Origin of the sequence: Pontixanthobacter gangjinensis (genome assembly GCF_009827545.1) — a bacterium.
GTDB lineage: Bacteria > Pseudomonadota > Alphaproteobacteria > Sphingomonadales > Sphingomonadaceae > Pontixanthobacter > Pontixanthobacter gangjinensis.
On the sequence record NZ_WTYS01000001.1, the window covers coordinates 2,745,669 to 2,770,237 of the forward strand.

23 protein-coding genes are annotated in these 24,569 nt (G+C 56.5%); 17 read left to right on the plus strand and 6 right to left on the minus strand.

Translation table 11 applies throughout. The features are described from left to right. Positions 1–65 precede the first annotated feature (65 nt). From GRI36_RS13065 to GRI36_RS13080, 4 genes are read left to right on the plus strand one after another with little or no spacing between them, the layout of a single operon-like run. Complete coding sequence (locus tag GRI36_RS13065) at positions 66–935, plus strand: MBL fold metallo-hydrolase (protein ID WP_160599243.1); 870 nt, start codon at positions 66–68, stop codon at positions 933–935. Between the two features lie 17 nt (positions 936–952). Beyond that, a complete protein-coding gene (locus tag GRI36_RS13070; RefSeq protein WP_160598857.1) occupies positions 953–1,630 on the plus strand; it encodes a DUF4230 domain-containing protein in 678 nt (225 codons plus the stop codon). Beyond that, a complete protein-coding gene (nadA, locus tag GRI36_RS13075; RefSeq protein ID WP_160598858.1) occupies positions 1,627–2,613 on the plus strand; it encodes a quinolinate synthase NadA in 987 nt (328 codons plus the stop codon). Before GRI36_RS13070 ends, nadA begins: the two co-directional genes overlap by 4 nt. A 54-nt stretch (positions 2,614–2,667) precedes the next feature. After that, positions 2,668–3,990, plus strand: coding sequence for a DUF2254 domain-containing protein (locus GRI36_RS13080; RefSeq protein WP_160598859.1), 1,323 nt, complete (start codon positions 2,668–2,670; stop codon positions 3,988–3,990). Here the strand turns inward: GRI36_RS13080 and GRI36_RS13085 are convergent. Continuing rightward, complete coding sequence (locus GRI36_RS13085) at positions 3,987–4,919, minus strand: DMT family transporter (protein ID WP_328598399.1); 933 nt, start codon at positions 4,917–4,919, stop codon at positions 3,987–3,989. The two genes, GRI36_RS13080 and GRI36_RS13085, sit on opposite strands and share 4 nt — an antisense overlap. A 54-nt stretch (positions 4,920–4,973) precedes the next feature. Between GRI36_RS13085 and GRI36_RS13090 the strand changes: the two genes are divergently transcribed. Together GRI36_RS13090 and GRI36_RS13095 are read left to right on the plus strand one after the other, a co-directional pair. Next, the gene (locus GRI36_RS13090) at positions 4,974–6,074 is read left to right on the plus strand and encodes an alkene reductase (RefSeq protein ID WP_160598861.1); all 1,101 of its coding nucleotides are present in this window, start codon (positions 4,974–4,976) and stop codon (positions 6,072–6,074) included. A 41-nt stretch (positions 6,075–6,115) separates the two neighbouring features. Further along, positions 6,116–6,994 (plus strand): HpcH/HpaI aldolase/citrate lyase family protein, encoded by an 879-nt coding sequence (locus GRI36_RS13095; protein ID WP_160598862.1) that lies wholly within the window; start codon positions 6,116–6,118, stop codon positions 6,992–6,994. A gap of 17 nt (positions 6,995–7,011) precedes the next feature. On the opposite strand, the gene GRI36_RS13100 is transcribed toward GRI36_RS13095, so the two are convergent. Both GRI36_RS13100 and lipB read right to left on the minus strand, forming a co-directional pair. Further along, positions 7,012–7,335 carry a hypothetical protein gene (locus tag GRI36_RS13100; RefSeq protein WP_160598863.1) on the minus strand — a complete coding sequence of 108 codons (324 nt, stop codon included), beginning with the start codon at positions 7,333–7,335 and terminating at the stop codon, positions 7,012–7,014. Beyond that, positions 7,332–8,003, minus strand: a complete 672-nt coding sequence (gene lipB / locus GRI36_RS13105; protein WP_160598864.1) for a lipoyl(octanoyl) transferase LipB — start codon at positions 8,001–8,003, stop codon at positions 7,332–7,334. Before lipB ends, GRI36_RS13100 begins: the two co-directional genes overlap by 4 nt. Positions 8,004–8,072: 69 nt before the next feature. On the opposite strand from lipB, the gene GRI36_RS13110 reads away from it, so the two are divergent. Further along, entirely contained in the window at positions 8,073–8,888 is an 816-nt protein-coding gene (locus GRI36_RS13110; protein WP_160598865.1) for a hypothetical protein, read from the plus strand. 42 nt (positions 8,889–8,930) lie between these two features. Here the strand turns inward: GRI36_RS13110 and GRI36_RS13115 are convergent, their stop codons facing one another. Further along, positions 8,931–9,578, minus strand: a complete 648-nt coding sequence (locus tag GRI36_RS13115; protein WP_160598866.1) for a class I SAM-dependent methyltransferase — start codon at positions 9,576–9,578, stop codon at positions 8,931–8,933. 160 nt (positions 9,579–9,738) lie between these two features. On the opposite strand from GRI36_RS13115, the gene GRI36_RS13120 reads away from it, so the two are divergent. Then, positions 9,739–11,145, plus strand: a complete 1,407-nt coding sequence (locus GRI36_RS13120) for an MFS transporter (RefSeq protein ID WP_235902272.1) — start codon at positions 9,739–9,741, stop codon at positions 11,143–11,145. 23 nt (positions 11,146–11,168) lie between these two features. On the opposite strand, the gene GRI36_RS13125 is transcribed toward GRI36_RS13120, so the two are convergent. Further along, positions 11,169–11,513 (minus strand): arsenate reductase family protein, encoded by a 345-nt coding sequence (locus GRI36_RS13125; RefSeq protein WP_160598867.1) that lies wholly within the window; start codon positions 11,511–11,513, stop codon positions 11,169–11,171. Between the two features lie 152 nt (positions 11,514–11,665). Here GRI36_RS13125 and GRI36_RS13130 point away from each other — a divergent pair, with 152 nt between their 5' ends. After that, entirely contained in the window at positions 11,666–13,750 is a 2,085-nt protein-coding gene (locus GRI36_RS13130; RefSeq protein ID WP_160598868.1) for a TonB-dependent receptor, read from the plus strand. A gap of 4 nt (positions 13,751–13,754) precedes the next feature. Here the strand turns inward: GRI36_RS13130 and GRI36_RS13135 are convergent, their stop codons facing one another. Further along, positions 13,755–14,318, minus strand: a complete 564-nt coding sequence (locus GRI36_RS13135; RefSeq protein ID WP_160598869.1) for a (2Fe-2S)-binding protein — start codon at positions 14,316–14,318, stop codon at positions 13,755–13,757. Positions 14,319–14,443: 125 nt separating this feature from the next. Between GRI36_RS13135 and GRI36_RS13140 the strand changes: the two genes are divergently transcribed. From GRI36_RS13140 to GRI36_RS13175, 8 genes are all read left to right on the plus strand, one after another. Further along, complete coding sequence (locus GRI36_RS13140) at positions 14,444–15,784, plus strand: MATE family efflux transporter (RefSeq protein WP_160598870.1); 1,341 nt, start codon at positions 14,444–14,446, stop codon at positions 15,782–15,784. A gap of 86 nt (positions 15,785–15,870) precedes the next feature. After that, a complete protein-coding gene (locus GRI36_RS13145; RefSeq protein WP_160598871.1) occupies positions 15,871–18,237 on the plus strand; it encodes a chemotaxis protein CheA in 2,367 nt (788 codons plus the stop codon). After that, positions 18,234–18,671, plus strand: a complete 438-nt coding sequence (locus GRI36_RS13150) for a chemotaxis protein CheW (RefSeq protein WP_202392177.1) — start codon at positions 18,234–18,236, stop codon at positions 18,669–18,671. The genes GRI36_RS13145 and GRI36_RS13150 overlap by 4 nt, the downstream gene beginning before the upstream one ends. 54 nt (positions 18,672–18,725) lie before the next feature. Continuing rightward, on the plus strand, positions 18,726–19,091 hold the full coding sequence (locus tag GRI36_RS13155; protein WP_160598872.1) for a response regulator: 366 nt from the start codon (positions 18,726–18,728) through the stop codon (positions 19,089–19,091). Between the two features lie 64 nt (positions 19,092–19,155). Beyond that, positions 19,156–20,208: a chemotaxis-specific protein-glutamate methyltransferase CheB gene (gene cheB / locus GRI36_RS13160; protein WP_235902274.1), complete on the plus strand. Its 1,053-nt coding sequence runs from the start codon at positions 19,156–19,158 to the stop codon at positions 20,206–20,208. Next, positions 20,199–21,077: a CheR family methyltransferase gene (locus GRI36_RS13165; RefSeq protein ID WP_160598873.1), complete on the plus strand. Its 879-nt coding sequence runs from the start codon at positions 20,199–20,201 to the stop codon at positions 21,075–21,077. The genes cheB and GRI36_RS13165 overlap by 10 nt, the downstream gene beginning before the upstream one ends. A gap of 129 nt (positions 21,078–21,206) precedes the next feature. Further along, entirely contained in the window at positions 21,207–22,727 is a 1,521-nt protein-coding gene (locus tag GRI36_RS13170) for a putative bifunctional diguanylate cyclase/phosphodiesterase (protein WP_160598874.1), read from the plus strand. Continuing rightward, positions 22,724–24,544: a methyl-accepting chemotaxis protein gene (locus GRI36_RS13175; protein WP_235902276.1), complete on the plus strand. Its 1,821-nt coding sequence runs from the start codon at positions 22,724–22,726 to the stop codon at positions 24,542–24,544. The genes GRI36_RS13170 and GRI36_RS13175 overlap by 4 nt, the downstream gene beginning before the upstream one ends. The last annotated feature ends 25 nt before the right edge of the window (positions 24,545–24,569 follow it).

Genomic DNA, 24,569 nt, shown 5'->3' on the forward strand with positions numbered 1-24,569 from the left:
ATCACGGCATGCGCTGCGTTGACGTAGTTATGGACAGGCGCGTGCCGGAACTCCATACTATCAGCATGGCAATTCCCCCAGAACCGTGGCCCACTGGGCTTGTCGAGCAGCCCGAACCGCTGGTTCGCCGCGTACTTGCGCCAAACCCTTCACCATATACCTATACAGGCACCCAGACCTATCTGGTTGGGGCGGAAGACTCGATTGCGGTCATTGACCCGGGACCGGACGAGCCGGCTCATATTGATGCGCTTATTGCCGCCATTGGCGATGCCAAAGTGTCCGCGATAATGTGCACTCACACGCACCGCGACCATTCCCCTGCCGCCGCCCCTCTGGCAAAGCGAACAGGCGCGCCAATTGTCGGCTGCGCGCCACTTGTGCTTGAGGTCGATGGGCCACGTTCGGACGAAGCTTTCGATAAAACCTACGCGCCCGATCGCGTGCTCGAAGATGGCGAGCAAATGACCGGGCCCGGCTGGACACTCACTGCGGTCCACACGCCGGGCCATACGTCCAACCATTTATGTTTCGCGCTGGAAGAAAGCGGCGCGCTGTTCACCGGCGACCATGTGATGGGCTGGTCCACCAGCGTGGTCATTCCGCCCGATGGAAATATGGGCGATTATATGCGTAGCCTTGATAAGCTCTACGCCCGGGAAGACCGCATCTATTACGCCGCGCATGGCGCGCCGATGGAAAAGCCGCGCCAATTGGTTCGCGGAATGATGGGCCACCGCCGCCAGCGGGAGAACCAGATACTCCGCCTGCTGGGCGAAGCGGCGCAAAGCATCGAAAACCTGGTTCCGAAAATGTATAAGGGCCTCGACCCGCGATTAGTCGGCGCGGCCGGGATGTCGGTGAAGGCGCATTTGCTCGATCTGGAACAAAGGGGAATGGTCATCCATTCTAACGGCATATGGCAGACACAGTAACAAAGCAGGATATTCGAATGGGCGGCGATGACTCTGCGCCGGTCTCGGAATCGCAATATCAGGGGAAGTCTCTTGCCCGCATTCAGGCCGTTCCGTGGCTGATCGTCATTCTGCTGATGGCGCTGACTGCATGGCTGGGCTGGCGTGCGTTCTTCTATCAGGAAGAAGGCGATCCGGTGGGCAGCGCGATGCTCGCGTTTGAGAAGCAAAACTCGCTGACCGTATTTAGTTCGCGGTTCGAAGTGGTCGCCGAAAGCGTCAACACCACATCACTGGGCCCAATCAATCTGGCAGAATCCCGCCAAGCAGCAATCATTCCCGCGACCATTGAATACCGTCTCGATTTGTCGACCATCGACCGTGACCGGTTTAATTGGGATGCTGGCGACGAGACTTTGGATATTACTCTGCCAGCACTCAAAATCTCCAAACCCAATCTTGACGAGGCGCAGCAAAAAACCTTCACCGAAGGTGTATGGGTCAGCCGCGGCGCGTCAGAAAACCTCAGCCGCGAAAATTCGCGTCAGGCTGAGGTGAAAGCCGCTGCCTTCGCTAAGAACCCGCAGGTTTTGGCAATGGCGAGAAGCGCCGCTAAGGAAGCGGTCAGACAAAATTTGACGATTCCGCTGCAAATCGCAGGATATGGCGATGTAACCGTAAATGTCCGGTTTGACGGAGAGAAGGTCCAGAAATGAGCGTTCAGGATAAAGTACCAGCAGGCGCGGATTTGCTCGCGGAAATCAATCGCCTGCGTAAAGAACGCAACGCGGTTATCCTCGCGCATTATTACCAGCGGCCCGAAATTCAGGATTTGGCCGATTATGTCGGGGATAGTTTGCAGCTGAGCCAGATGGCGGCGGAAACCGATGCCGATGTCATCGCCTTTTGCGGGGTCAAATTCATGGCCGATACCGCCAAAATCCTCAGCCCCGACAAAATCGTGGTGTTGCCCGATATGGATGCAGGGTGCAGTCTGGAAGACAGCTGCCCGCCGGACAAATTCAAAGCCTTCCGCGAGGCGCATCCCGACCACATCGCGCTGACTTACATCAATTGCTCGACAGAGGTGAAGGCGCTGTCCGATGTGATCGTAACCAGTTCCAGCGCGGAAACGATCCTGCAACAAATCCCCAAAGACCAGAAGATTATCTTCGGCCCCGACCGTCACTTGGGCGGCTATCTCAGCCGCAAATTTGACCGCGAAATGCTGCTCTGGCCCGGTGTCTGCATCGTCCACGAAGCGTTCAGCGAAACCGAGCTGCTCAAGCTGAAAGAACAGCATCCCGATGCGCCGATTGCTGCGCATCCCGAATGCCCTCCCACTATTGTCGACCATGCCGATTATGTCGGGTCGACCAGCGGCATCCTAAAATTCGCCCAAGATTTTGAAGGCGATACGCTGATCGTCGCGACAGAGCCGCACATCATCCACCAAATGGAAAAGGCACTGCCGGAGAAAAACTTCATCGGCGCGCCCGGTGCAGACGGCAACTGCAATTGCAATATCTGCCCCTATATGGCGCTCAACACGCTTGAAAAACTCTACACCGCGCTCCGCGATCTTGAACCGCGCATCGAGATTGAAGAAGGTCTGCGTTTGCGCGCCAAGAAGAGCCTCGACGCAATGCTGGAAATGGCGAGCGGCACGGTCGGCAAGGGTGATTTGGGTCCGGCCTGACAAGCCCTTCGCCCGTTTTGAGACCGTAACCGCGCCTAGAGGGAACGCCGACCAATGCTGACACGCCTTCGCGCTGCTGCGCATTCGATCAATGCCAGCTATTGGTTCTTCCCTGCGCTATTTGCAATACTGGCGCTGCTGCTGGCATCGCTGACAATCCAGCTCGACCGATCAGGCTGGGCTGATTGGCTCGGCGAGATTGTGTGGCTGCACCCTGCGCGTCCTGATGGTGCGAGCAATATGCTCACCGTCATTGCTGGCAGTATGATCGGCGTCGCCTCAACTGTGTTTTCGATCACCATTGCCGCTGTCGCTTATGCAAGCGGCACCTATGGTCCGCGCTTGCTGACCAATTTCATGGAAGACCGCGGCAACCAGTTAAGTCTTGCGACCTTTATCGGCACGTTTGTCTATTCGCTCACCGTGCTGCGCACTGTGCGGACGAGCGAGGAGCAGAATCTTCTATCCACTGCCGGTGGTATCGGAGATATGTCCGGATTTGTGCCGCAATTGTCGCTGCTGGTTGCCTACGGGTTGATGGCGCTGTCTATCGCTGTGCTGGTCTATTTCCTCAACCACATCCCCGCTTCAATCCGGATCAATACCGTTTTACAGGAAATCGGTGAGCGGCTGATACATGACATTGGCACAATTTTCCCCGATCCTGCTGACGGCGGAGTCGAGATGAAAGCCCCGCAAGGGACGCCGGTCAACTCGCAGGACACCGGCTATATTCAAGTGATCGATTTTGAAGGGCTGGACGCGCTTGCCCGCGGTCACGATGCGGTGATGAAACTGGCAGTGCGGACCGGCGATTTTATTCACCGCGATTTGCCACTGGTCTATTGGGCGGGTGACAAGCCGCCAAAGGACATAGACGGCGAGGTGCGCGATTGTTTCGCTTTGGGAGGGATGCGCACGCCCAATCAGGATTTGCATTTCCTGATCGACGAGCTGGTCGAAATCGGGCTGCGCGCACTATCTCCGGGGATCAATGATCCGTTTACGGCGGTCACATCGGTCCATTGGCTGGGCGCGGCGACCGCGCAATTGGGCCAGCGCAAGCTTGTTCGCAGTTTTGGCGAGGCACGGAATCCGAATGAGGATTGCCTGGTGCTGCTGAACGATGATTTCGCCCATTATATCCAGCGCGGTTTTGGCGGATTGCGTTCCGCGATGGCGGCCAGCCCAATCGCTGCGATAGTCGGCTTCGATGCAATGGCCAAGGCAGCGACGACGCTTGAAGATGCCTCCCGGCGCGCCGATTTGGCAAACGAAGTGGACCAATTAATGCGGCAGGCGCGAGAATGTTTGACCGGGCCCGATTTGGAGCAGGTCGAGGCAAGCTATCAAGAGCTAAAAGCCAAACGCAACTAGCCGCTGGTTAAGCTGGGCGGCGTTGGCCGTTCATCACGCTTCAACCGCGCCACCAACAACGCCCCGCCCAGCAAGGCCATGCCAAGCACATCCATCGGCATCAGTACTTCGTCGAATACGCTGTACCCTATCACCGCCGCAATCGCAGGCTGCGTCAGCAATGCCAACCCGATGATCAGTGGCGGGAAGTGGCGTAGGCTGAACACCAGCAACCCCTGCCCTATCAATTGACTGGTAACAAACAGGATGATCACGGGCGTCCAGTTAGTCGGCCAGACCGGTTCTCCCAAAAGCAGCGCCAGAGCCAAAATTACCGGGCATGCGAATATGCTGACCCAAACAAGCAGGCTCCATGCACCGATGCCTTTGCGCGCATCTTGCAGAGTGAGCAGATAAACCGCGTAAAACAGACCAGCGGCAAGGCAAAACAGATCTCCGATCAAGGTCGCGACGCTGATTTCCAGACTGCGGCCCATCAAAATACTCGCCCCGCCTAGCGCGAATAGAATCGCGAGCCATTCGAGCCCCTTCGGCAGACTGCGGCTAATTATGAAGGTCCAGAACAACAGGACGAGGCTGCCCGCATTGCCGAACAAAGTCGCATTTCCGAGCCGCGTTTGCTCGATCCCAATATGCCAACTAGATAAATCCAGCGCAAAAGCGACCGCCCCAAGCGCGACCAGTATCAAAGTTGGCTTGGGGATTCCGGTTAAAGCTTGCCCGGTCGCCCGCGCGAACAAGGCGAGAAACGGCAATGCCAGAAAGAGCCGCCAGAATGCAGATGAAACTGGCCCAGTATCGGCCAGCCTGACAAACCATGGTCCGGTTGCCAAGGCCACATTGCCCAACAGCAACGCAGCAAGCAACACCCAGCGCGGCCAAGTTGCGCTGTCTGGGCTGATTGGTTTTGTTGCGCTTGAATTGGTCACGCACTCGCCATAGCTGTGTTGTAACATCAGAATAAACGAAAAGTGAGACAGAATTTGACCGACATCTTGTTCCAGCCGATTAAACTTGGCGCTTTTGAAGCGAAGAACCGCATCCTGATGGCGCCGCTAACACGCGGGCGGGCGACCACACCCGGCTTCGTTCCGAACGAAATGATGGTGACCTATTACCGCCAGCGGGCAAGTGCTGGCCTGATTATCAGCGAAGCAACCGGCATCAGCGTTGAAGGACTCGGTTGGCCGTCTGCGCCAGGCATTTGGAGCGATGAACAAGTTGTTGGCTGGAAAGCCGTGACCGATGCGGTGCACGCAGAAGGCGGCAAAATCGTGCTGCAAATGTGGCATATGGGCCGGATTGTTCACCCCGTCTTCCTGGACGGTCAGCCGCCGGTTTCCGCATCGGCAACAACCGCGCCGGGGCATGCGCACACGCCAACCGGACGGCAGGACCATCAACAGGCTCGGGCGCTCGAAACAGATGAAATTGCCCGCGTCGTTGCTGACTATCGCCACGCTGCAGAGAACGCCAAGAAAGCCGGTTTTGACGGAGTGCAATTGCACGGCGCGAACGGCTATCTGGTCGACCAATTTCTGCGCGAGACGACAAATTTGCGGACAGATAAATATGGCGGCTCGCCCGAAAACCGCACCCGTTTCCTGCGCGAAGTCCTGGAGGCGTTGGTTGATGTTTGGGGCGCCGACCGTGTTAGCGTGCGCCTGTCGCCAAATGGCGAAACTCAAGGCGCGGATGACAGCGACCCTGCGGCAATTTTCGGGGCAGCGGCAAAAGTGGTCGAAGATCTGAAGCTCGGCTTTCTCGAACTTCGCGAGCCCGGCCCCGAGGGAACTTTTGGCCAGACTGATGTGCCCAAGCAAAGCCCGATGATCCGCAAAATATATTCAGGCCCGCTGGTGCTGAATTCCGACTACACAGCCGAAGATGCGGTACGCGATATCGAATCCGGCCTGTGCGACGCGGTTGCATTTGGCCGGCCGTTCATCTCCAACCCCGATCTGCCCGATCGCATTGCCAAGGGCGCAGAATGGGCAGAAAACGTCAATGTCCCGCAAAGCTGGTATCTGCCCGGCGCGGCGGGATACGTTGATTATCCCACGCTCGCCGAGCAAGACGGATAAGGGCAATCACTCCTTAAGAATTTGGCGCTATCGCAATATCCATGAGATCATGGTTATTTATCGATGGCGATAGCGCCACCAAACTGACGAAAGCCCCAATGGTCGGCGCCGATGCCGTCGTGGTGGATATTTCCAAAATCGCAATCAGCGATGAAAGCCCTAAGATCATGGAGGGCATCGCAGATTGGCTGACGGCATACAGCGATCCACTCATCCTCAATAAAGCGTTCGCCCGGTGGCTGCGAATTAAACCGCTTGATGCTCCGCATTGGCGCGAAGACCTGCTGATCGCCATGAAGGGCGCGCCCGATGGTGTGGTGCTGCCAAAAACCAGCGGGCCGGATCAAATTCGCACGCTGGCTTCTGAATTGTACGAAGTTGAGCAAAAACTTGGGCTGAAACACAACAGCACCAAGATCATCCCGCAAATTGGCGAAACTGCACGCGCAGCGTTGACTATGAGCGATTTGACCCGCGATCCGCAGCCGCGCTTAACCGGCTTTGCCTGGAATGCGGACAATGTAGCGCGGGCGCTTGGTGCGACCCGCACTCACGATAAAGACGGCAATTGGACCGATTCCATGCGCCATGTCCGTGCAACAACACTGTTTCTTGCAAAGGCGATGGGGGTGATGGCAATCGAAACATCTGCATCCAACCCACGCGATGTCGAAGCCGGAATTGCAGAGGCTCGCGCTGCGAAGCACGATGGCTTCACCGGAGTCAGCGCGGTGCATCCGCGGCAAATTTCCGCGATCAATCAAGCTTTCTCGCTATCTGCGCAGGAGCGTGCAGAGGCAGAAGCAATTATCGGCCTTTTTGCCACCAATCCGGGGGTTAAGACAGTCGAACATGAAGGCAAGCGATTGGACCAAAAAGATTTGGCTCAAATGAAGGAAGTTCGCGCGCTGGGCTGTTAATGGGCGAGTAAACTGGCCTATTGTGTATCGGCCTCAGCGGTTTCTTTACCGCTATCATCACCATTTTCCGCAATCACAGGGTCCGCTGCAATATCAGCAGCTTCATTGGGCGCCGAAGCCGGAGCTTTGGGATCGTTAGTGGCTTTGGCTGCAGGTGATTGCGAAGTGATCGTATCGAGCGGTAGCATTTCATCGCTGATTGACCCCTTCAGAACATCGCCCTCCGCCGCCTGCGTTTCATTTTCTGGCGTCGGCGCGGCAGGCTCGTCTTTACAGGCGGTAAGCAGCGCGAGCGTACACAGTGGTGCTGCAATTCGGCTTAGATTTCGGCGGGTCATCATATTTTCGCTCCAGTATTCTGGCTGAGCATATCGAGGAAAGCGTCCTTGCGCGCAAGCAGGGCATCGTCCCATTGCTCCGCGCTGATATTCATCCCCAGCCGTGCCAAGCTCGTCACGCCAAATTCAGCAATACCGCAGGGGACAATTCCTGCAAAATGCGACAGATCCGGGTCGAGATTGACCGAAAAGCCATGCATCGTCACCCAGCGGCGCACGCGCACACCGATTGCGCCAATTTTCGCTTCCTGCCCGTCAATATCGCGGGTCCAAATGCCGATGCGGCCATCGGCGCGCCAGCTTTCAACGCCCAAATCGGCCAGCGTCGCAATCACCCATCCTTCGAGACTATGGACGAAATGCCGCACGTCGCGGCCGCGTTTGGTCAGGTCGAGCAAGACATAGCCGATCCGCTGGCCGGGGCCGTGATAGGTATAACGTCCCCCTCGTCCCGCTTCGACCACCTCGAACCGTGGATCGAGCAATTCACCCTCGCCCGCGCTGGTGCCAGCGGTGTAAACCGGCGGATGCTCCAGCAGCCACAGCAATTCGCTTGCCTCGCCAGCAGAGATCGCGCGGTTGCGGCGGTCCATTTCATCCAATGCAGTGCGATACGGCACTTGGTCGGCGGCGCGGATGATTTCTACTGTCTTGTCGGCTGGCGATGTCATAAACATTGCGTGGCGTGCGATGGTTGGCTTATCAAGAGCAATAACGAGAGATCTAGGGGAATATAAGCAATGACATTCGATATGGGCCGGGCGTGGAATGACGCTGTTAAGATACTCGCCGCCAATAAGGATGTGCTTGCCATCGTCGCTGGCGTGTTCTTTTTCCTACCTTCACTGGCGCTTAGTATCCTTGCGCCAGGGACAGAGTTGGAGGCTGCCGCAGGCGACCCCGACCGGATGCAAGCAGCGTTAATCGCTTATGCCAGCCAATTCGGATGGCTTTTTGCAATGTATGTTATCGCGACCACTGTCGGGACTTTAACCTTATACGCCTTGCTCGGCAGGCATCACCGGCCGAATGTTGGCGAGGCGATCAAGATCGGTTTTACCGCATTGCTACCGTTTTTCGCAAGCAGCCTGATTGTCGGCATGTCCTTCGTGGTGTTGTTCCTGCTGGTGGGCCTGCTGGCGGGGGCGACTGGCTCCAGCGCTGTCGGAATTATCCTCGGGATTGCGCTTGTGGGCCTATTTGTCTTCGTCTCGTTCCGCCTGATATTGGTCGGCCCGATCATGGCAATTGAAGGTATTTACAATCCCGTCGCGGCAATTTCACGCTCTTGGAGTCTGATTAAAGGCAATACCCGCTATATCATCGCGTTTGTTATCCTGGTGGTTCTGGCGATGATAATTGTTGGCGCGGTGCTGGGCATGATGTTTGCTTTGGTCGGCGCGTTAATGGGCGCAACCGCTGCCCTGTGGGTGAATGCGATACTCAGCGGCCTGCTGAGCGCAGTCATGTCGGTCATCATGCTGTCGATATATTGCGCAATCCACCAGCAGCTGGCTGGCGGCACATCGCAGGCCGATCTGGAAACCTTCGAGTAGTCGTTAGCCCAAGCGGGCTCGGCGTTTAAGGGGGTCCGGCGTTTAAACGGCGGTTTGGGCGGGTAGATCTTTCCAACCCCAGAACAGCTTGCACGGCAGCACGTTCCAGAATTCAAATCCCGCATCAATCCGGGTGAAGTGCTTAGCCATAAAGTCGCGCGCCTTGGCGCTGAATTGATAGACCAGGAATGCGCCGCCGGGCCGCAAAACGCGGTGCGTGGCGGCGGCGATGGCCGGGCCAACTCCGCCGGGTAAGGTGGAAAACGGCAGGCCGGACAGCACATAGTCCGCGTGATCATGGCCATGGTCGCGGACGATGGCTTCGACATCAACCGCAGAGCCGAGGACAGCGGTAAAGCGCGGGTCGTCGATCGTCCGGTTAAGGTAATCGATAAACAGCGGATTGGTGTCGATTACGATCAACGCGCCATCGGGGCGTAAGTGGGCCAAGACCGGATCGCAAAATGTCCCCACACCGGGGCCATATTCGACGAACAATTTGCACTCGTCCCACTTAACCGGCGCGAGCATTTTGCCGATGGTAAAGCGTGACGAGGGAATGATCGAACCAACCATTTTCGGATGCTCGATAAAGCCGCGAAGGAACACACCCCACTGACCCAAAAAACGGTTTGGCCGCTTGGCGTTCTTGCTATGCGCTGCGGGAACAGCATGCTTGGTGTCTTTCAAAATGATTTCCGTTACTTAAAGCTCAAACATCTGCGCAGGCGGCCCTTACGTAACAGCCGCGTTGGCAAATTCAGCGATGCTTGGCAAGCTGCAGCCGGGCTTAACCTGAAACACTGCGGCCCATTGCCTATTCAGCCATAGCGGACTAGCCGCTGAACCCATGGCCGATATCGACCCATCAGCGCCGCAGAATTCTGCAAACAAAGCACCGCTGCCGCTTGGCCAAAAGCCGATTTCGCGTGGGCGCATGACCTTGCTTTTCATTGTGATGCTCACAACCGCAGCGGGTAACACCGCAATGCAATCGGTCATGCCCTCGATCGGTACGGAGCTTCAGGTCGATGATGTGTGGATCAGTCTGGCCTATACGTGGTCGGCTCTGCTGTGGGTGATATTCGCCCCAATCTGGGCACGCCGGTCTGACAAGCGCGGCCGGAAATCGATGATGGCGCTGGGAATGATGGGCTTCATCTTGTCATTCGGGCTTGGCGGCTTGATCCTTGTGCTCGGCCTTGGCGGGATGCTCAGCGTTACCGCGACGCTGTTGCTGTTTGCCGCCGCGCGTAGTTTCTACGGTACGTTCGGTTCAGCGGCGCCACCAGCCGTGCAAGCCTATGTCGCCAGCCGCACTCCGCGCGCGGAGCGGACCAAGGCGCTGGCACTGGTCGCATCAAGCTTTGGTCTTGGTACAGTTATCGGCCCGGCCATCGCACCATTGCTGATCTTTCCGGTTGTGGGACTTTCGGGGCCGTTCTGGGCGTTTGCTCTAGCCGGAGTGGTCGTGTTGATTACCTTGAGGCTGCGCCTGCCGAACGATGATCCAACCTTTGCCGGCCGCGGCCAGGTGCTGGCCGCACCGTTCAGCGCAAACTCACCCAATTCCTTCTCTCAAACCGATGAGGATGACGATGCCGGCGCGCCCGACCGTGCAGCATCCGATCCCGAGCCAACCGACGATATCCCGCACCTGTCATGGCTGGACAAGCGCTTGCGCCCATGGCTGATCGCGGGCGTTGTCGGCGGTCATGCACAATCGGCGCTGCTTGGCCTATCGGGCTTTTTCATTCTCGACCAGCTGGGCCTGCGTGATGATCCTTCGGTCGGAGCGGGGTCTGTCGGGTTGGTCCTGATGTGCGGAGCGCTGGCGACGTTGATGGCACAATGGGGGTTGATACCCACGCTAAGCCTCGGGCCTCGCACCTCCACCCTTTGGGGCATGGCGCTGGCGCTTCTGGGCACGATTTTTATCGCTAATGCCTATGATTTGCACACGATTGCGCTGGGCTTCGCTGTCGCATCGCTCGGGTTCGGCCTCTATCGTCCCGGCTTTACTGCCGGGGCAAGCCTCGCTGTATCGCGCGCTGAACAGGGGCAGGTCAGCGGCATCGTCGCCTCGCTCAATGGATCTGCATACATCGTCGGGCCAGCAGCAGGGGTATGGCTCTATAGCCATCACCAAGCCATCGGCTTTGCCACCATAGCCGGACTTTGCCTGCTTGTGCTCGTACTTGGCTGGAAAGCGCTGGAAAGCGATGAAGTGCTCGAAGGGCGCAAAGATTCCGACTGACAGCCGGAAGTAAAGCCGGCTGGTTAGAGGATTTCCTCGACCAGCTCCTTGGGACGGCACAGGCGCACGCCTTTCTCGGTTTCAACCAGCGGGCGATTGATCAGGATCGGTTCGGTTGCCATCGCATCCAGCACTGTGTCAGCATCCGCCTCTGGCAGGCCGCGCTCTTTGGCGTCGGTTCCCATCAAGCGTAGCCCCTCTGCCGGGGTCATTCCCGCATCCCTGTAAAGCTGCTCCAGCTTGTCACGGGTTGGCGGGGATTTGAGATATTCAACTACGGTCAGATCGACATCCTCTCGCTCCTGCAGAATTGCCAAAGTGTTACGCGATGTACCGCACTTGGGGTTGTGCCAGATCGTTGCCTTCATCGGAAATCTCCTGAGATAGTTTGCCGCCCCTTAGACCGGAGCCACAACCTCCGCAAATAATGCAACCAATCCTCGCTTTACGGTTGCTTTTGCAAATCATTCGCAATAGCAGATCACTTGTTGTCGCGACTCGTTCGCAAATAGGAATTTTCATGCTTTACATCACCTCCCGATCTGCCCTGTTGGCCGGAGCGGCGCTCGCCCTTCCCATTGCTCCTGCTCTTGCCGGGGAAAATTTAGATCTGGACCGCGAATATTTGCCCAGCGACATTGTCGTTTTGGGTGAAGTGGACGGATATGGCAGTGATGACGGTTCGAGCGCGACGAAGACACCAACGCCGCTGATCAAAGTTCCGCAAACGGTCCAAGTCATTACTGAAGACCAGTTGGAAGATCAGGCGATCACGCAGCTGGGTGAGGCGCTTGCTTATGTTCCCGGTGTCAGCATCGAAACCGGCGAAGGCCACCGCGACGAAGTATTTATTCGCGGGCAGGAAACAACGGCTGATTTCTATCTCGATGGATTACGCGATGACGCGCAATATTATCGTTCGCTATATAACGTGTCGCGGATCGAAATCCTGAAGGGCGCAAACGCGCTGATATTCGGGCGCGGCGGCGGCGGCGGTGTGGTCAACCGTGTCAGCAAGAACGCGAATATTCTGGACCGCTTTGCCAATTTTGATGGCTCGGCTGACAGCTTCGGCGCTTTCTCTGTCTCGGCAGACCTCAACCAGCCGCTTGGCAGCACTGTGGCGGGAAGGTTGAACGCGACCTACGAAGAATTTGATAGCCACCGCGATTTCTATGAGGGCCGTTTCATTGGCTTTTCGCCCAGCATCGCCGCAGAACTCGGCCCAGATACAAGGTTGACCGCGCATTACACCTATGATGACGACAAGCGCGTGACCGACCGGGGCGTGCCCTCGCTCGGCGGCCTGCCCGTGTCTGGCTTTGACAAAACCTTCTTCGGAGTGCCCGGCTTCAACGCCAGCCGGTCCAAGGTGCATATTGCGCGCAGCCGTATCGACCACGGCTTTTCCGACGCGCTTTCTGCCAATGCGTCAGTGCAATATGCCAATTACGACAAGATCTATTCCAATATTCTTCCCACTGGCGCCGATGGCACGAATGTCAGCCTGAGCGGATATCGCGACTTTACCCAGCGCGAGAATCTCATCGGTCAGGCCAATCTGGTTTGGAATGTCGATACTGGCAACATCGCGCACACAATCCTGGCCGGCATGGAGGCAAGCAGCCAGAGCACGCAAAATGGCCGCTTTGGTGTGACCTTAAGCCAGAACAGCGTGCCCTTGGCACTTGATTTTGCCTATCCGTCCGTCACCGTAAACGGATTGAGCCGTAGCCGCGACAGCGATTTGTCGGTTGTGTCTGGGTACATCCAGGACCAAATCGAATTTGGCGATTACGTGGAATTCATCGCAGGCCTGCGGTGGGAACGGTTCGATCTGGAAACGACCGATTTGATTTCCGGCGCTGAAATCGCACGCACCGACACGATGGTCAGCCCGCGTTTTGGATTGGTGGTGAAACCTAGCGAGACATTGTCTTTCTATGCCAGCCATTCGCAAAGCTACCTGCCGCAAGCGGGCGATCAGTTCCTGATTTTGTCACCGGGCACAGCAGCATTCGAGCCGGAGAAATTCACCAATTACGAAGTGGGCGCGAAATGGCTGGTCAAACCTTCGCTGTTCATGACCGCTTCGCTGTTCCGGCTCGACCGGACCAACACGCGCGCTCCCGATCCTGCCAACACTGGTCTGACCGTGCAAATTGGTGAGAGCCGGGTTGAAGGATTCGAGCTAAGCCTGGTCGGCGACATCACACCGAATTGGTCGGCTAATATCGGCTACACCTATCTTGACGGCGAGATCACTACGACTAGCAATTTTGCTGCCGCCGGCACTCGCTTGCAACAATTGCCGAAGCATCAGTTCACCGCGTGGAACCATGTTTCGATAACGAAAAAGTTTGATATTGGGCTAGGCGCTATCCATCGCGGCCAGCAGTTCACCTCATTCAGCAATGCGGTAGTCTTACCGAGTTACTGGCGGTTTGATGCAGCCGCATTTTATGAGGTGTCAGACACGGTCTCGGTGCAAATCAATGTCGAGAACCTGTTCGACAAACGCTATTACGCCAGCGCGCATGGGGACAACAATATCCAGCCCGCCGAGCCGTTCAGCGTCCGGTTCGGCATTCGCGTAAAGATGTAGTCGCTTATTCGGTCTCGTCAGCGGCTACAGCCTCTGGCGAGACGATTGCAGGGACCGTTTGTGCGGCATCCTGCGCGCTAATGCCCGGTGCTGGCGCGGCGCTGATCGTTTCGCTTCGGCGCGCAACCCGCCCTGCCCGCTGGATTGCCTTGACCAGACGGGGGTAGACGCCGCAGCGGCAAAGATTGGGGATCGCTTGTTCGATTTCTGCCTTTGTAGGCGCGGCATTTTTTGCGATCAGAGCCGCTCCGGACATGACGATACCAGGCGTGCAGAAACCGCATTGGATCGCCTGTTCGGCAACCATCGCCTGCTGCACCGGATGCGAACGGTCGCGGCTCAGCCCCTCGATTGTGGTGATGAACCGGCCCTCCGCCTCTGCGATTGTGATCAGGCAACTGCGCAGCGCCTCACCATCAACAATCACCATGCATGCGCCGCAATCGCCTACGCCGCAGCCATATTTGGTGCCGGTCAGATTGGCGGCATCGCGCAGCGCCCACAACAGCGGGGTATCGGGGTTTATTTCGAACTCGACCGGTTGATCGTTGACCGTCATCCGCGGCATTGGCGGCTGCTCCCTGCTCTTACTTTTTGCTTTCTTCCGCTATCGCACGATGATGCGGCGCGACACAAGCGGCACTGCGGAAAAGCGCTTTCCCGCTTAGCGATGCACCGCTAGAGCGCGTGATAATGAGCGAGGACGCAAAACTTACACGCGGAGATATTCGCGGGCACCTCGTCACCCAGACTGCACCGATGATTATTGGCGTCGCCGCCGTGCTGTCGATTGGCTTGGTGGATTCCTATTTCATCGGGCAACTCGGCGGTCAGGAACTGGCTGCGATCTCGTTTATCTTCCCGATCGGCGTTGCGCTTAGCAGCCTTGGGATCGGGATCTCGGTCGGAATTAATTCGGTCGTGTCCCGGTCGCTTGGCGCCGGCGACCGGGAGCAAGCCAGCAGCCGCGCCAATTTCGGCATTGCATTTGCAGCGGTGATGGGTGCGATCATGGCGCTCGCGCTGTTTTTGCTGCTCAACCCGATCTTTGCCCTGATGCAAGCCGATGACGAACTGTTGCCAATTATCCGATCATATATGGTGCCCTATGCGTGCGGTTTTCCGCTGCTGCTGCTCATCATGGGGTTAAATGGCGTGCTGCGCGGTCAGGGCGAGGCGCGCAAGACGTCCTATATCTCGTTGACCTATGCAGCGGCCAATTGGGTGCTCGACCCGATCCTGATTACCGGCGCGTTCGGGATCGGCGGCTTTGGCGTGGAAGGCGCGGCTTACGCATCAGTTGCCGGATGGCTGATCGCGGTAATCTTTGGTTTTTCCCTGCTGAACGGAACCAAGCTACCCTTTAAAATGTCGAAATTGCGCGATTGCCAGATTGTGCCTTCGCTCAAGGCAATCGGCAGCGTTGCGGCGCCCGCTGCATTTTCCAACGCCATCAATCCTGTCGGTCTCGCCGTGCTGACCGCGTTGATAGCGGCACAAGGCCAGGCCGCTGTTGCTGGCTTCGGTGCAGCGGGGCGTCTGCAAAGTTTTGCAGTGGTGCCGATGCTCGCCCTGTCGGGTGCGATAGGGGCAATTGTCGGTCAGAACTGGGGCGCGAACAAGCCCGAACGCGCCCGTCAGGCGATGCGCTGGGCGGGCGGCTTTAGTCTGATTTACGGATTGGTGGTGGCAACGATCCTGTTCGCTGCTGGCGAATGGTTCGCCGATTTCTTCACCGAAGATCCCGCCATTATAGAGGAATTCGCGAGCTATCTCAGCATCGCGGCATGGGGCTATGCCGGATATGGCCTGCTGGTGGTTAGCAATGGTGCATTGAACGCGGTTGGCAAAGCCGGGTGGGCGCTGCTGCAAAGCGCAGCCAGAGTATTCTTGATTATGATGCCGGTCGCTTGGCTCCTGCGCCCCTCGTGGGGTTCGCAAGCGATCTATACGGCTGAACTGGCAGCCAATGGTGTCGGCGGGATTTCTGCGGTGGTGATCGTCTGGTGGGTGTTGCGCAGCAAAACCAACTAACTAGCCTCAAACTCTCCTGCCAGCGGTTACTCCTTATTAACCATCGTCATCCATAAAGCTTTCGATATTTCGGGGGTTTTTAACTGATGGATGACCTGCTCGCAGATTTTGTCGCGGAAACGCGCGAGATGCTTGAAGCAATTGGAGGCGAACTTGTCGCATGGGAATCCGACCCATCTGACCGGTCGCGCCTCGATTCCATTTTCCGCTTCGTCCATACGGTAAAGGGCAATTGTGGCTTCTTCGACTTTCCCCGCCTCGAAAAGCTAAGCCATGCTGCCGAAGGCGCGTTGGCCGAAGCACGTGCTGGCCACCGCAAGCCAGATAGCCGTTTTGTGTCAGCAGTGCTCGCGGTAATCGATCGCATCACCCATATGACCAACGCTATAGAAGCCGGAAATCCGATGCCGAAACAGGGTGACGAATTCCTGATTGCCGCACTTGCCCCGGATGCAGCAGATTCTGATGACAGGCCGGTAATGGCGGCGTCGGAAACTGGCGGTAAGCCTGCTGAACATGGCGCAGCAGCCCCTCGATCGATCCGTCTACCGGTCGAATTGCTCGACCGCGTGATGAGCGGTGTTTCCGATATGGTGCTGGCCCGCAACGACCTCGCCCGCCGTCTGCGCGATGCGGGCAATGAACCTACGTTAGACGGTCCGTTTGAACGCCTGTCAGGCATTTTGACCGATGTCCGCGATGCGATCACCCGGATGCGTATGCAGCGAATAGAGCATCTGTATAATGCCTTGCCGCGGCTTGTCCGCGATTTGTCTGCCGAATTGGGCAAACAAGTCATGGTTGATTTCGATGGCGGAAGTGTCGAACTTGACCGCGAGATGATCGAGATGATCCGCGATCCTGTCACCCATCTGATCCGCAATGCAATTGACCACGGTATCGAAAAACCATCCGACCGGATTGCCAAGGGCAAGAGGGAAATTGGCATGTTGGCGATTGCTGCGCGCCAATCGGGAAACCGTATCACGATCACTATTTCCGATGATGGCGGCGGCCTCAACGCCGACAAGATCGGTCGCAAGGCGGTTTCATCAGAATTAATCACGCAAGCAGATCTTGACGCAATGCCGGCGGAGGCGGTGACCAATCTGATATTCGAAGCGGGTCTTTCGACCGCCGACGAAGTCAGCGCAATTTCAGGTCGCGGTGTCGGAATGGATGTCGTCCGCGCCAATATCGAGAAAATTGGCGGGACTATTTCGGTCGCCTCGCACCCAGGCGAAGGGACGATCTTCTATCTCCAGATTCCTTTGACGCTCAGCATTATCTCTGCGCTGACAGTGAGTGTTGGCGGTCAACGATTTGCCATTCCGCAATCCTATGTCGAAGAAATTGCACATGGGGCGTCAAGCTCGGTCCACTTCTCCCAAGTAGGGGACACCGATCTAGTCACTTTCCGCGATCGCCGCATTCCGTGCCTCACTTTAAACAACGTGCTCGGCGTAAATCCGCGTTCAGCTGGTCCGGACCAAAGGCTGGTGCTGTTGATGCTGGGCAGCGGCGATTTATTCGCACTGGCGGTCGACAAAATCCACGATCAGGAAGATCTGGTAATCAAGCCACTTGCCCCCGAGGTAATGCATACGGGCACCTACGCCGGTACGACATTGCTCGATGATGGCAGCCCGGTTTTGATGCTGGATATTCCGACAATCGCCAGCCGGAACGGGTTGGTGAATGATGTTCGAATGCGCCCTTCGCAAGCGGCACCGGCGCAAGATGCGGTAACGCAGGAAAGCAGCCGAACTTTGATGAGCTTTACCGGCTTTGATGGGCGAGTCCGCGCGATGGGTATGGAATTGGTTGCGCGCATTGATCAGGTCCCGGCGGAAGCTTTCGACTTCGACGGAGAGCGTGCAAATGTCGTTATCGACGGGCAGATTATGACGCTGGTTGGCGCAAGCAGCGACAATATCCAGGACAGCAAAGTCAAAATACTGCGCCTCTCGGACAGCGATTGTGAGCTGGCCTATGCGGTTGCCGAACTGGGAGAATCACTGATAGTAACCGGCGAATTGACACCCTGCGATACCGATGCCGAAGTGGAAGGAATCGCCTTGATAGACGGGCAACCTGTGCCGGTTATCGATGGCTATCGGCTGTTCGGACTGCATGGCCGTGCATCAGTTCCACAAGAGGTTTTGGTTTGCCGCCTGCCCGAAGACGACGCTTGGGCGCAGCGTATGCTCGCTCCGCTTGTTACCTCGGCAGGATACCGCATTTCATCAGGTGATGAAGAAGCCGATGTGACAATCGCAATAGCGGACCGGGATGCGGAACCTTCTGAAACTGCGCGCGGAGCGACCATTATGCTCCACACAGATTTGACCGGTTCCGAACCTGCAGCTGGTTCGGTCTACCGTTATGACCGCGCAGCACTGATTGGCGCGCTCAACACCGTGCGAACCACCAAATCGAGGAAGCGCGCATGATAGGCGAATTGATTGTAATGATCGAAATAGCTGGGCGGCGAGCCGCAATTCCAGCCGTCGAGGTTCAATCCGTGATTGAACTGGATCAGATATATCCGGTGCCGCAAGCCCCGGCGCATGTCACCGGCCTGACCGCCATGCGCAGCCAGTCGCTGACAGTAATCGATTGCCACCGCGCCTTGCAGCAATCCGGTGATGCCAGCCATGGCGAGCGTTCGCCAGTCGTGGAAATTGGCGGGCATCTTTATGCATTACAAGTTGATTTGGTCGACGATGTGATTCCAGCCCAATCTGAAATCATGCCGATCAAAGGCGGATTTGGCGAGAATTGGCAGCGCGTCGCACGCGGAATGGTCGAAACCGATCGCGGACCAGCGCTGCTCATAGATATTAAGGCGCTGGTCGCCGGTCCGCAATTTGCTCACGCGGCTTAAGCTCTTGGTTACCCTAACAGCCCATAAGAAAGAATACAAAAAGGATCGCCTGATATGAAAAGCTGTCTCATAGTCGACGACTCGCGGGTCATCCGTAAAGTCTCTCGTCACATTCTCGAATCGCTTGGCTTCGCCGTCGATGAAGCTGAAAATGGCCAGGAAGGCCTGACCCGCTGCATCGCAGAAATGCCCGACGCAGTGCTGCTTGACTGGAATATGCCGGTGATGACCGGCATCGAATTTATTACCCAGCTAAGGCAGCAGCCCGGCGGCGATAAGCCGAAAGTCGTATTTTGTACCACCGAAAATGACATCGCGCACATCCGCGAAGCCATCAGTGCCGGTGCCGACGAATATGTGATGAAACCATTCGATCACGAAACACTTCAAATCAAGATGCAACTGGTCGGCATGGCCTAAGGTTAAGTCCGTGGGCATCGAATCCAAAACAATTGTCCTTCCTGACCCACCCCGGCCTTCTCGTTTGAAGACTACACGGGTGATGGTGGTCGACGATAGCCTGACCGTGCGATCAATTCTCGCGCGGTTGATTGGTGCCGAGCCCGATCTTGAAATTGTCGCGACGGCAAGTAGTGCAGAATTGGCATTGAAGGAGCTCCGCAAGAGCCCCGCCGATGTTGTCTTGCTTGATCTGGAGATGCCGGGGATTGGCGGACTAAACGCGCTACCCGAAATACTCTCCACTAACGACCGGACGCAGGTTCTGGTGGTATCCTCACTCACTCAGGACGGGGCAGAACACAGCCTAACTGCGCTGTCGATGGGTGCGGCAGACACTATGCCTAAGCCTCGCGCGGGCGAGTTTGGCAAAGAATATTGTTCAGCCTTGTTTGCTAAAATCCGCGCTTTGGGACCACACGAAGACGCCCCGCGAACCACCCTAGCGACTAGTATCACCGCCCCCTTCAAACCTCTACTTGTCAGTAACAAACGCCCTGAGCTTTTGGCCATCGGCGCATCCACTGGCGGAATTCATGCGATGTGTATCCTGCTTCGCAACTTGCCAGCCCACTTCAATTTGCCGATATTGGTCACCCAGCATTTGCCCGGTTCATTTATGCAGGTATTCGCCCGCCAGCTCGAGTTGGCGTCTTCGCGAAAAGCAGTCATCGCCGAAAATGGAACCCGTATCGAAGGCGGCGGAATTTTTGTGGCGCCGGGTGACGGCCATTTGAATATCTATCGCACCGGCGACGGCTTGACAGCCAAAATTACCCGCCAAACTATGCCGAGCGGGTGCCTGCCATCGGTTGACCCTATGCTGGAAAGCGCAGCGCAGGCTACAGAAGGTCGTACACTCGCCATCATTCTGTCGGGAATGGGGCGTGATGGTTCAAGCGGTGCACGCGTTTTGGCTGACAGCGGCGGCACAATCTTTGCTCAGGATCAGCAAAGCTCCGCAGTTTGGGGGATGCCCGGCGCAGTTTCCAAAAGCGGCATCGCCAGCGCCATTCAACCGCCCGAAAAACTGGCTGAAAGCATAATGGCACATGTAGGGGCGTCCGCATGGAAGTGAGCGAGATGTCCCACCGGATTATCGCCGATCTGCTTTTGGCCCGCACCGGCCAACAGATAACTGATAGCCGCAAATGGCGGGTTGGCACTGCGCTTAGCGGATTATTCCGCGAACGCGGGATTACGAATATCGACCAACTCGTGTGCCTGCTCGCGGATAACCACGCCGGCAGCTTGTCGCAGGAAGTCGTTGAGGCTTTACTCAATAACGAAACCTATTTTTTCCGTGACAGGATTATGTTCGAGCTGCTTTCGAGTAGCGTCCTGCCCGATCTTGCCGCAAAACGCAGCGGCACAAAGCGCATCTCCATTTGGTCAGCGGGATGTTCAACGGGGCAAGAGGCATTGTCCCTGGCAATGTTGTTTGCGGATCAACCTGAGCGATGGAAAGATTGGACGATCGATATTGTCGGCACCGATGTTTCGCAGCGGGCAATTAATGCTGCACAGCGCGCCTGCTTTACCCAATTCGAAATCCAGCGCGGTCTCAGCGTCACCCAAATGCTCAGCCATTTCCAGGAAACTTCAGCGGGTTGGGAGCCAAATGACGCTTTGCGCAGGATGGTCCGGTTCAAGCAGAGAAATTTACTCGATCCCGCACAGATTCCGCATCGTTTCGATCTAGTACTGTGCCGCAATGTGATGTTGTATTTCGACGCATCACGCAGAAAAAAAGCATTCAGCCGCGTCGCCGATGTAACTCGCGAGGATGGCTGGCTAATGCTCGGCGCCGGTGAATCTGTGCTCGGCCAAACAGAGAATTTCAAGGCAGCTGATGGCAATCAAGGGCTGTATGTTCGTTCCAAGCCGGGCGAGATTGCTCGTAAATCGGCACCCGCGCGCGGACACAGCAGAAGCGCATCTCGCTGAGTGATCTGTGCTTGCTGCGTAAACGCCATATTAACCGTTCTTTAGTGCCGACGCGCTAATTCCCGGTCTAGCGAATTTGGAGTGTTGGTTTTGGGGATTTCATTACAAAGATCTTGGCGCAAGCTAAGCATGGCTCCCAAAGCCCTGGTGCTCGCACCCTTGGTGGTGCTTACCCTCATTTTTGCTAGCGTAATCGGACTTGTGGCTGTGGCTGAAGGGTTTTCAGACGGCGCGCTAGTTTCACTGATTATTGGCGGCTTAGCGCTCTATTCCGCGGCCATTGCCTTGCTCGCAAAAATTGGCTTCGACAGCGTCTATAATCTGGAAAGCATCGGGCTTACTGACAGCCTCAGCGGGTTGCCCAACCGGCGAGCTTTACATCCACAAATTAGGAAAATCTGCGAATCTGGCGAAGAGATCTCGGTCGCGCTCATTGATCTGGACGGATTCAAGATCGTGAACGACCTTTATGGTCACGCAGTTGGCGATGAAATGATCAAACAATGTGCAGTTATTCTGCGCGAGGTTTGCGGCGAAGAAGCTCAATGTTACCGCTTGGGCGGCGATGAGTTTGCCATCAGCATGGCCGGGTCCTTGTCAAAGACCATTATCGAAGGAATTTGCCGCCGGTTAATCGCAAGGCTGGGGCAACCGATGGCGATTGCTGATCGGCGGATTGCCGTTGGCGCGAGCGTCGGCTTGTCGCACAGTAATGCACAAGCTCCGCTTCCATCTTCCGAATTGCTCCGCCAAGCCGATGTTGCAATGTATGCCTCCAAACGCGGCGGTAAAATGCGCTGCACCTGGTTCAGGCCAGATTTTGACCGCAATCTCGAAGCCATTCGTGACATGGATAGCGAACTGCGTAATGCTCTGCTTAACGGTGAATTCCAGGTGCATTATCAGCCGCTTGTTAACGCACAGGACCGCCGAGTTGTCGCGGTTGAATCGCTCATTCGCTGGATACGCCCCGACGGACAACAAATCGGCCCAAATATCTTCATTCCTATCGCCGAAGAATCCGGCTTGATCAACGCGATCGGTCTGTTCGTCCTACGCCAATCTTGCAAGGATGCGCTGGATTGGAACGGGATAAAACTGTCAGTCAATATTTCAGCTGCCCAACTGCGTAACCCGGAATTCCCCATTCAACTGGGGCAAATCCTGGAAGAGACCGGATTCGAGGCGGAGCGGCTCGAACTTGAAATTACCGAAACCTGTCTTGTGCTTGACCCTGTCGTAGCAGAGCGGAGCCTCGACCTTATTCGCGGCTTTGGCGTGAATGTTGTGCTTGACGATTTCGGTACCGGATACGCCTCTATCGGGTTCCTTCGCCAATTCCGCTTTGAAAAACTGAAACTGGACCGTTCATTGGTGGTTGATTCAGCCAATGACGAGGGTTCGCGCGCTATGATGCTGTCTAGCATATCGATGGCTCATGCGCTCAATATGGATGTAACCGCTGAAGGTGTTGAGACCGAGGCGCAAGCCGACATGGCCCGTGCGTCGGGCTGCGATCAAATTCAAGGATGGCTCTATTTCAAAGCCATGCCGAGCGAAGAAATTCTCCAACATCTCGGCCCGATAATGCCTTCAGTAAAACCCAAAGCCAGGACCGGTGAAAATGCCGATCAGAGGAAAGCGTCATGAGTGCAATGGATAGAGTTGTCGCCGAAATCCAGCAGGATATCGATGCCGATCCGGAATTTCAAAATCCGGTCTCCGCTCCTAGCAGGACAGGTTTGGACGGTTGGTTCAAGGACAAGCCCATCAGCGTCAAATTGCGGACTGTCTTCGGTGTCTTTTTCGCTATGCTCGCAGCAATTGTCGCAATCGCCAGTATTGGCATGACCGGCGTCTATGACCGCTATCAGACCAGCGCTGACCTGAATAAAGCCACTATCAACGCCGCCGACCTGCGTAGTGTCGCTGGCGAGATGCGTTATCATGCAATGCGCTTCACACTTTCTGGCGAGAGGGAGGCGGCGAACCAGATGAAAGTCTCGCTTGCCGAAGCGGTCGAGGAGCATGCTGTCGTGAACGACATCGTCTCCGGCGCTGCCGCCGACCTGTCTCCCGCCGTGGATGCCCTGGGGTTGCGATTGGCCGAATATGAAGCCAGTTTCGACCGGATGACTGCAAGCCTTGAGACTAGCGGTCGGGGCGAACAGACCACGCGTCTCGCGTTTGAGCTCTCGGCAGCGGGTGACACTCTGTACAAAGACACAAGAACCCTTCAAAAACAGATGATCGAACGAAGCAGCGAGCTTGAAGCGAGCGGCATGGCCTATTTCTTCCAACTGGCAAGCGTTGTGGTCCTGTTGATTATTATCACAGGTGCAATGATGGCCGTCGGCTTGCGCAGGCTATCCCAAGAAGTGACCCATAAGATCATCGAAATCACCGATGGAATGAACCAGCTTGCCACGGGCGACCGACACTTCGAAATCGAGGGGGCGGAGCGTAAAGATGAAATCGGCGATATGTTGCGCGCGCTCGGAATCTTCAAAAAAGCCAACGTCAGGCTTGAGAAATGGGCAGAAGAACGGAACAAACGGTCGGACGAAGAACGCGCTTCGCAAGAAGAGCGCGACAAAATTCGGGTTGATCATGATCATATGCTGCAGAACCTCGCCAATCGTTTCGAGCGGTCCGTCGGTGACATCGTAAGCGGCGTTGCCTCTGCATCCTCGCAACTGAAGTCCACTGCCGGATCAATGGCCAGTGCCGCAGACAACTCGGCCCAGCAAAGCCAATTGGTTTCGCGCGCCATGGGCGAAGCGTCCTCGGGCGTTACCGCCGCTGCAGCGGCGAGCGACGAGTTTGCCATGTCTATCGGCGAAATCAGCAGGCAAGCCGCATCATCGGCTGAACTGGCGCGCAAGGCGTCCGAATCAGCGGTACAGGCCGACGCAACGATTTCGGCGCTTTCCTCATCTGCCGAACAGGTTGGTAATATTGTTGAATTGATTCACTCAATTGCCAAACGAACCAATCTGCTTGCACTTAATGCCTCTATCGAAGCAGCGCGTGGCGGTGAAGCGGGGCGCGGATTTGCAGTGGTTGCATCCGAAGTAAAAGAGCTTGCTGCGCAAACCAGCCGCGCGACAGAAGAGGTCGCCGAACAAATTCGTACAATGCAAAGCTCGACAACCAACAGCGTCTCTGCCTTGCGGACGATTGGCGGTCAGATCGAACAATTGGAATCCACCGCCATTTCGATTGCATCGGCAGTCGATCAGCAATCCGTGGCCGGACAGGATCTGGCTCGAAGCATCGATTTGGCAGCACGCAGCAGCAGCGAAGTTTCCGACAGCATCTCCGGCGTGCGCGAAACTTCGCTCGCAACCGGAGCAGCGGCGACCCAATTACTTGGTTCGGCCACAGAATTGGAAGATCAAGCCGCGACATTGAGCCATCATGTCGGCGATTTCCTCCGCCAGGTGCGTATCGGCGCGCAGGACTGATCTGGGCCGACTGAACCGCAAAAAT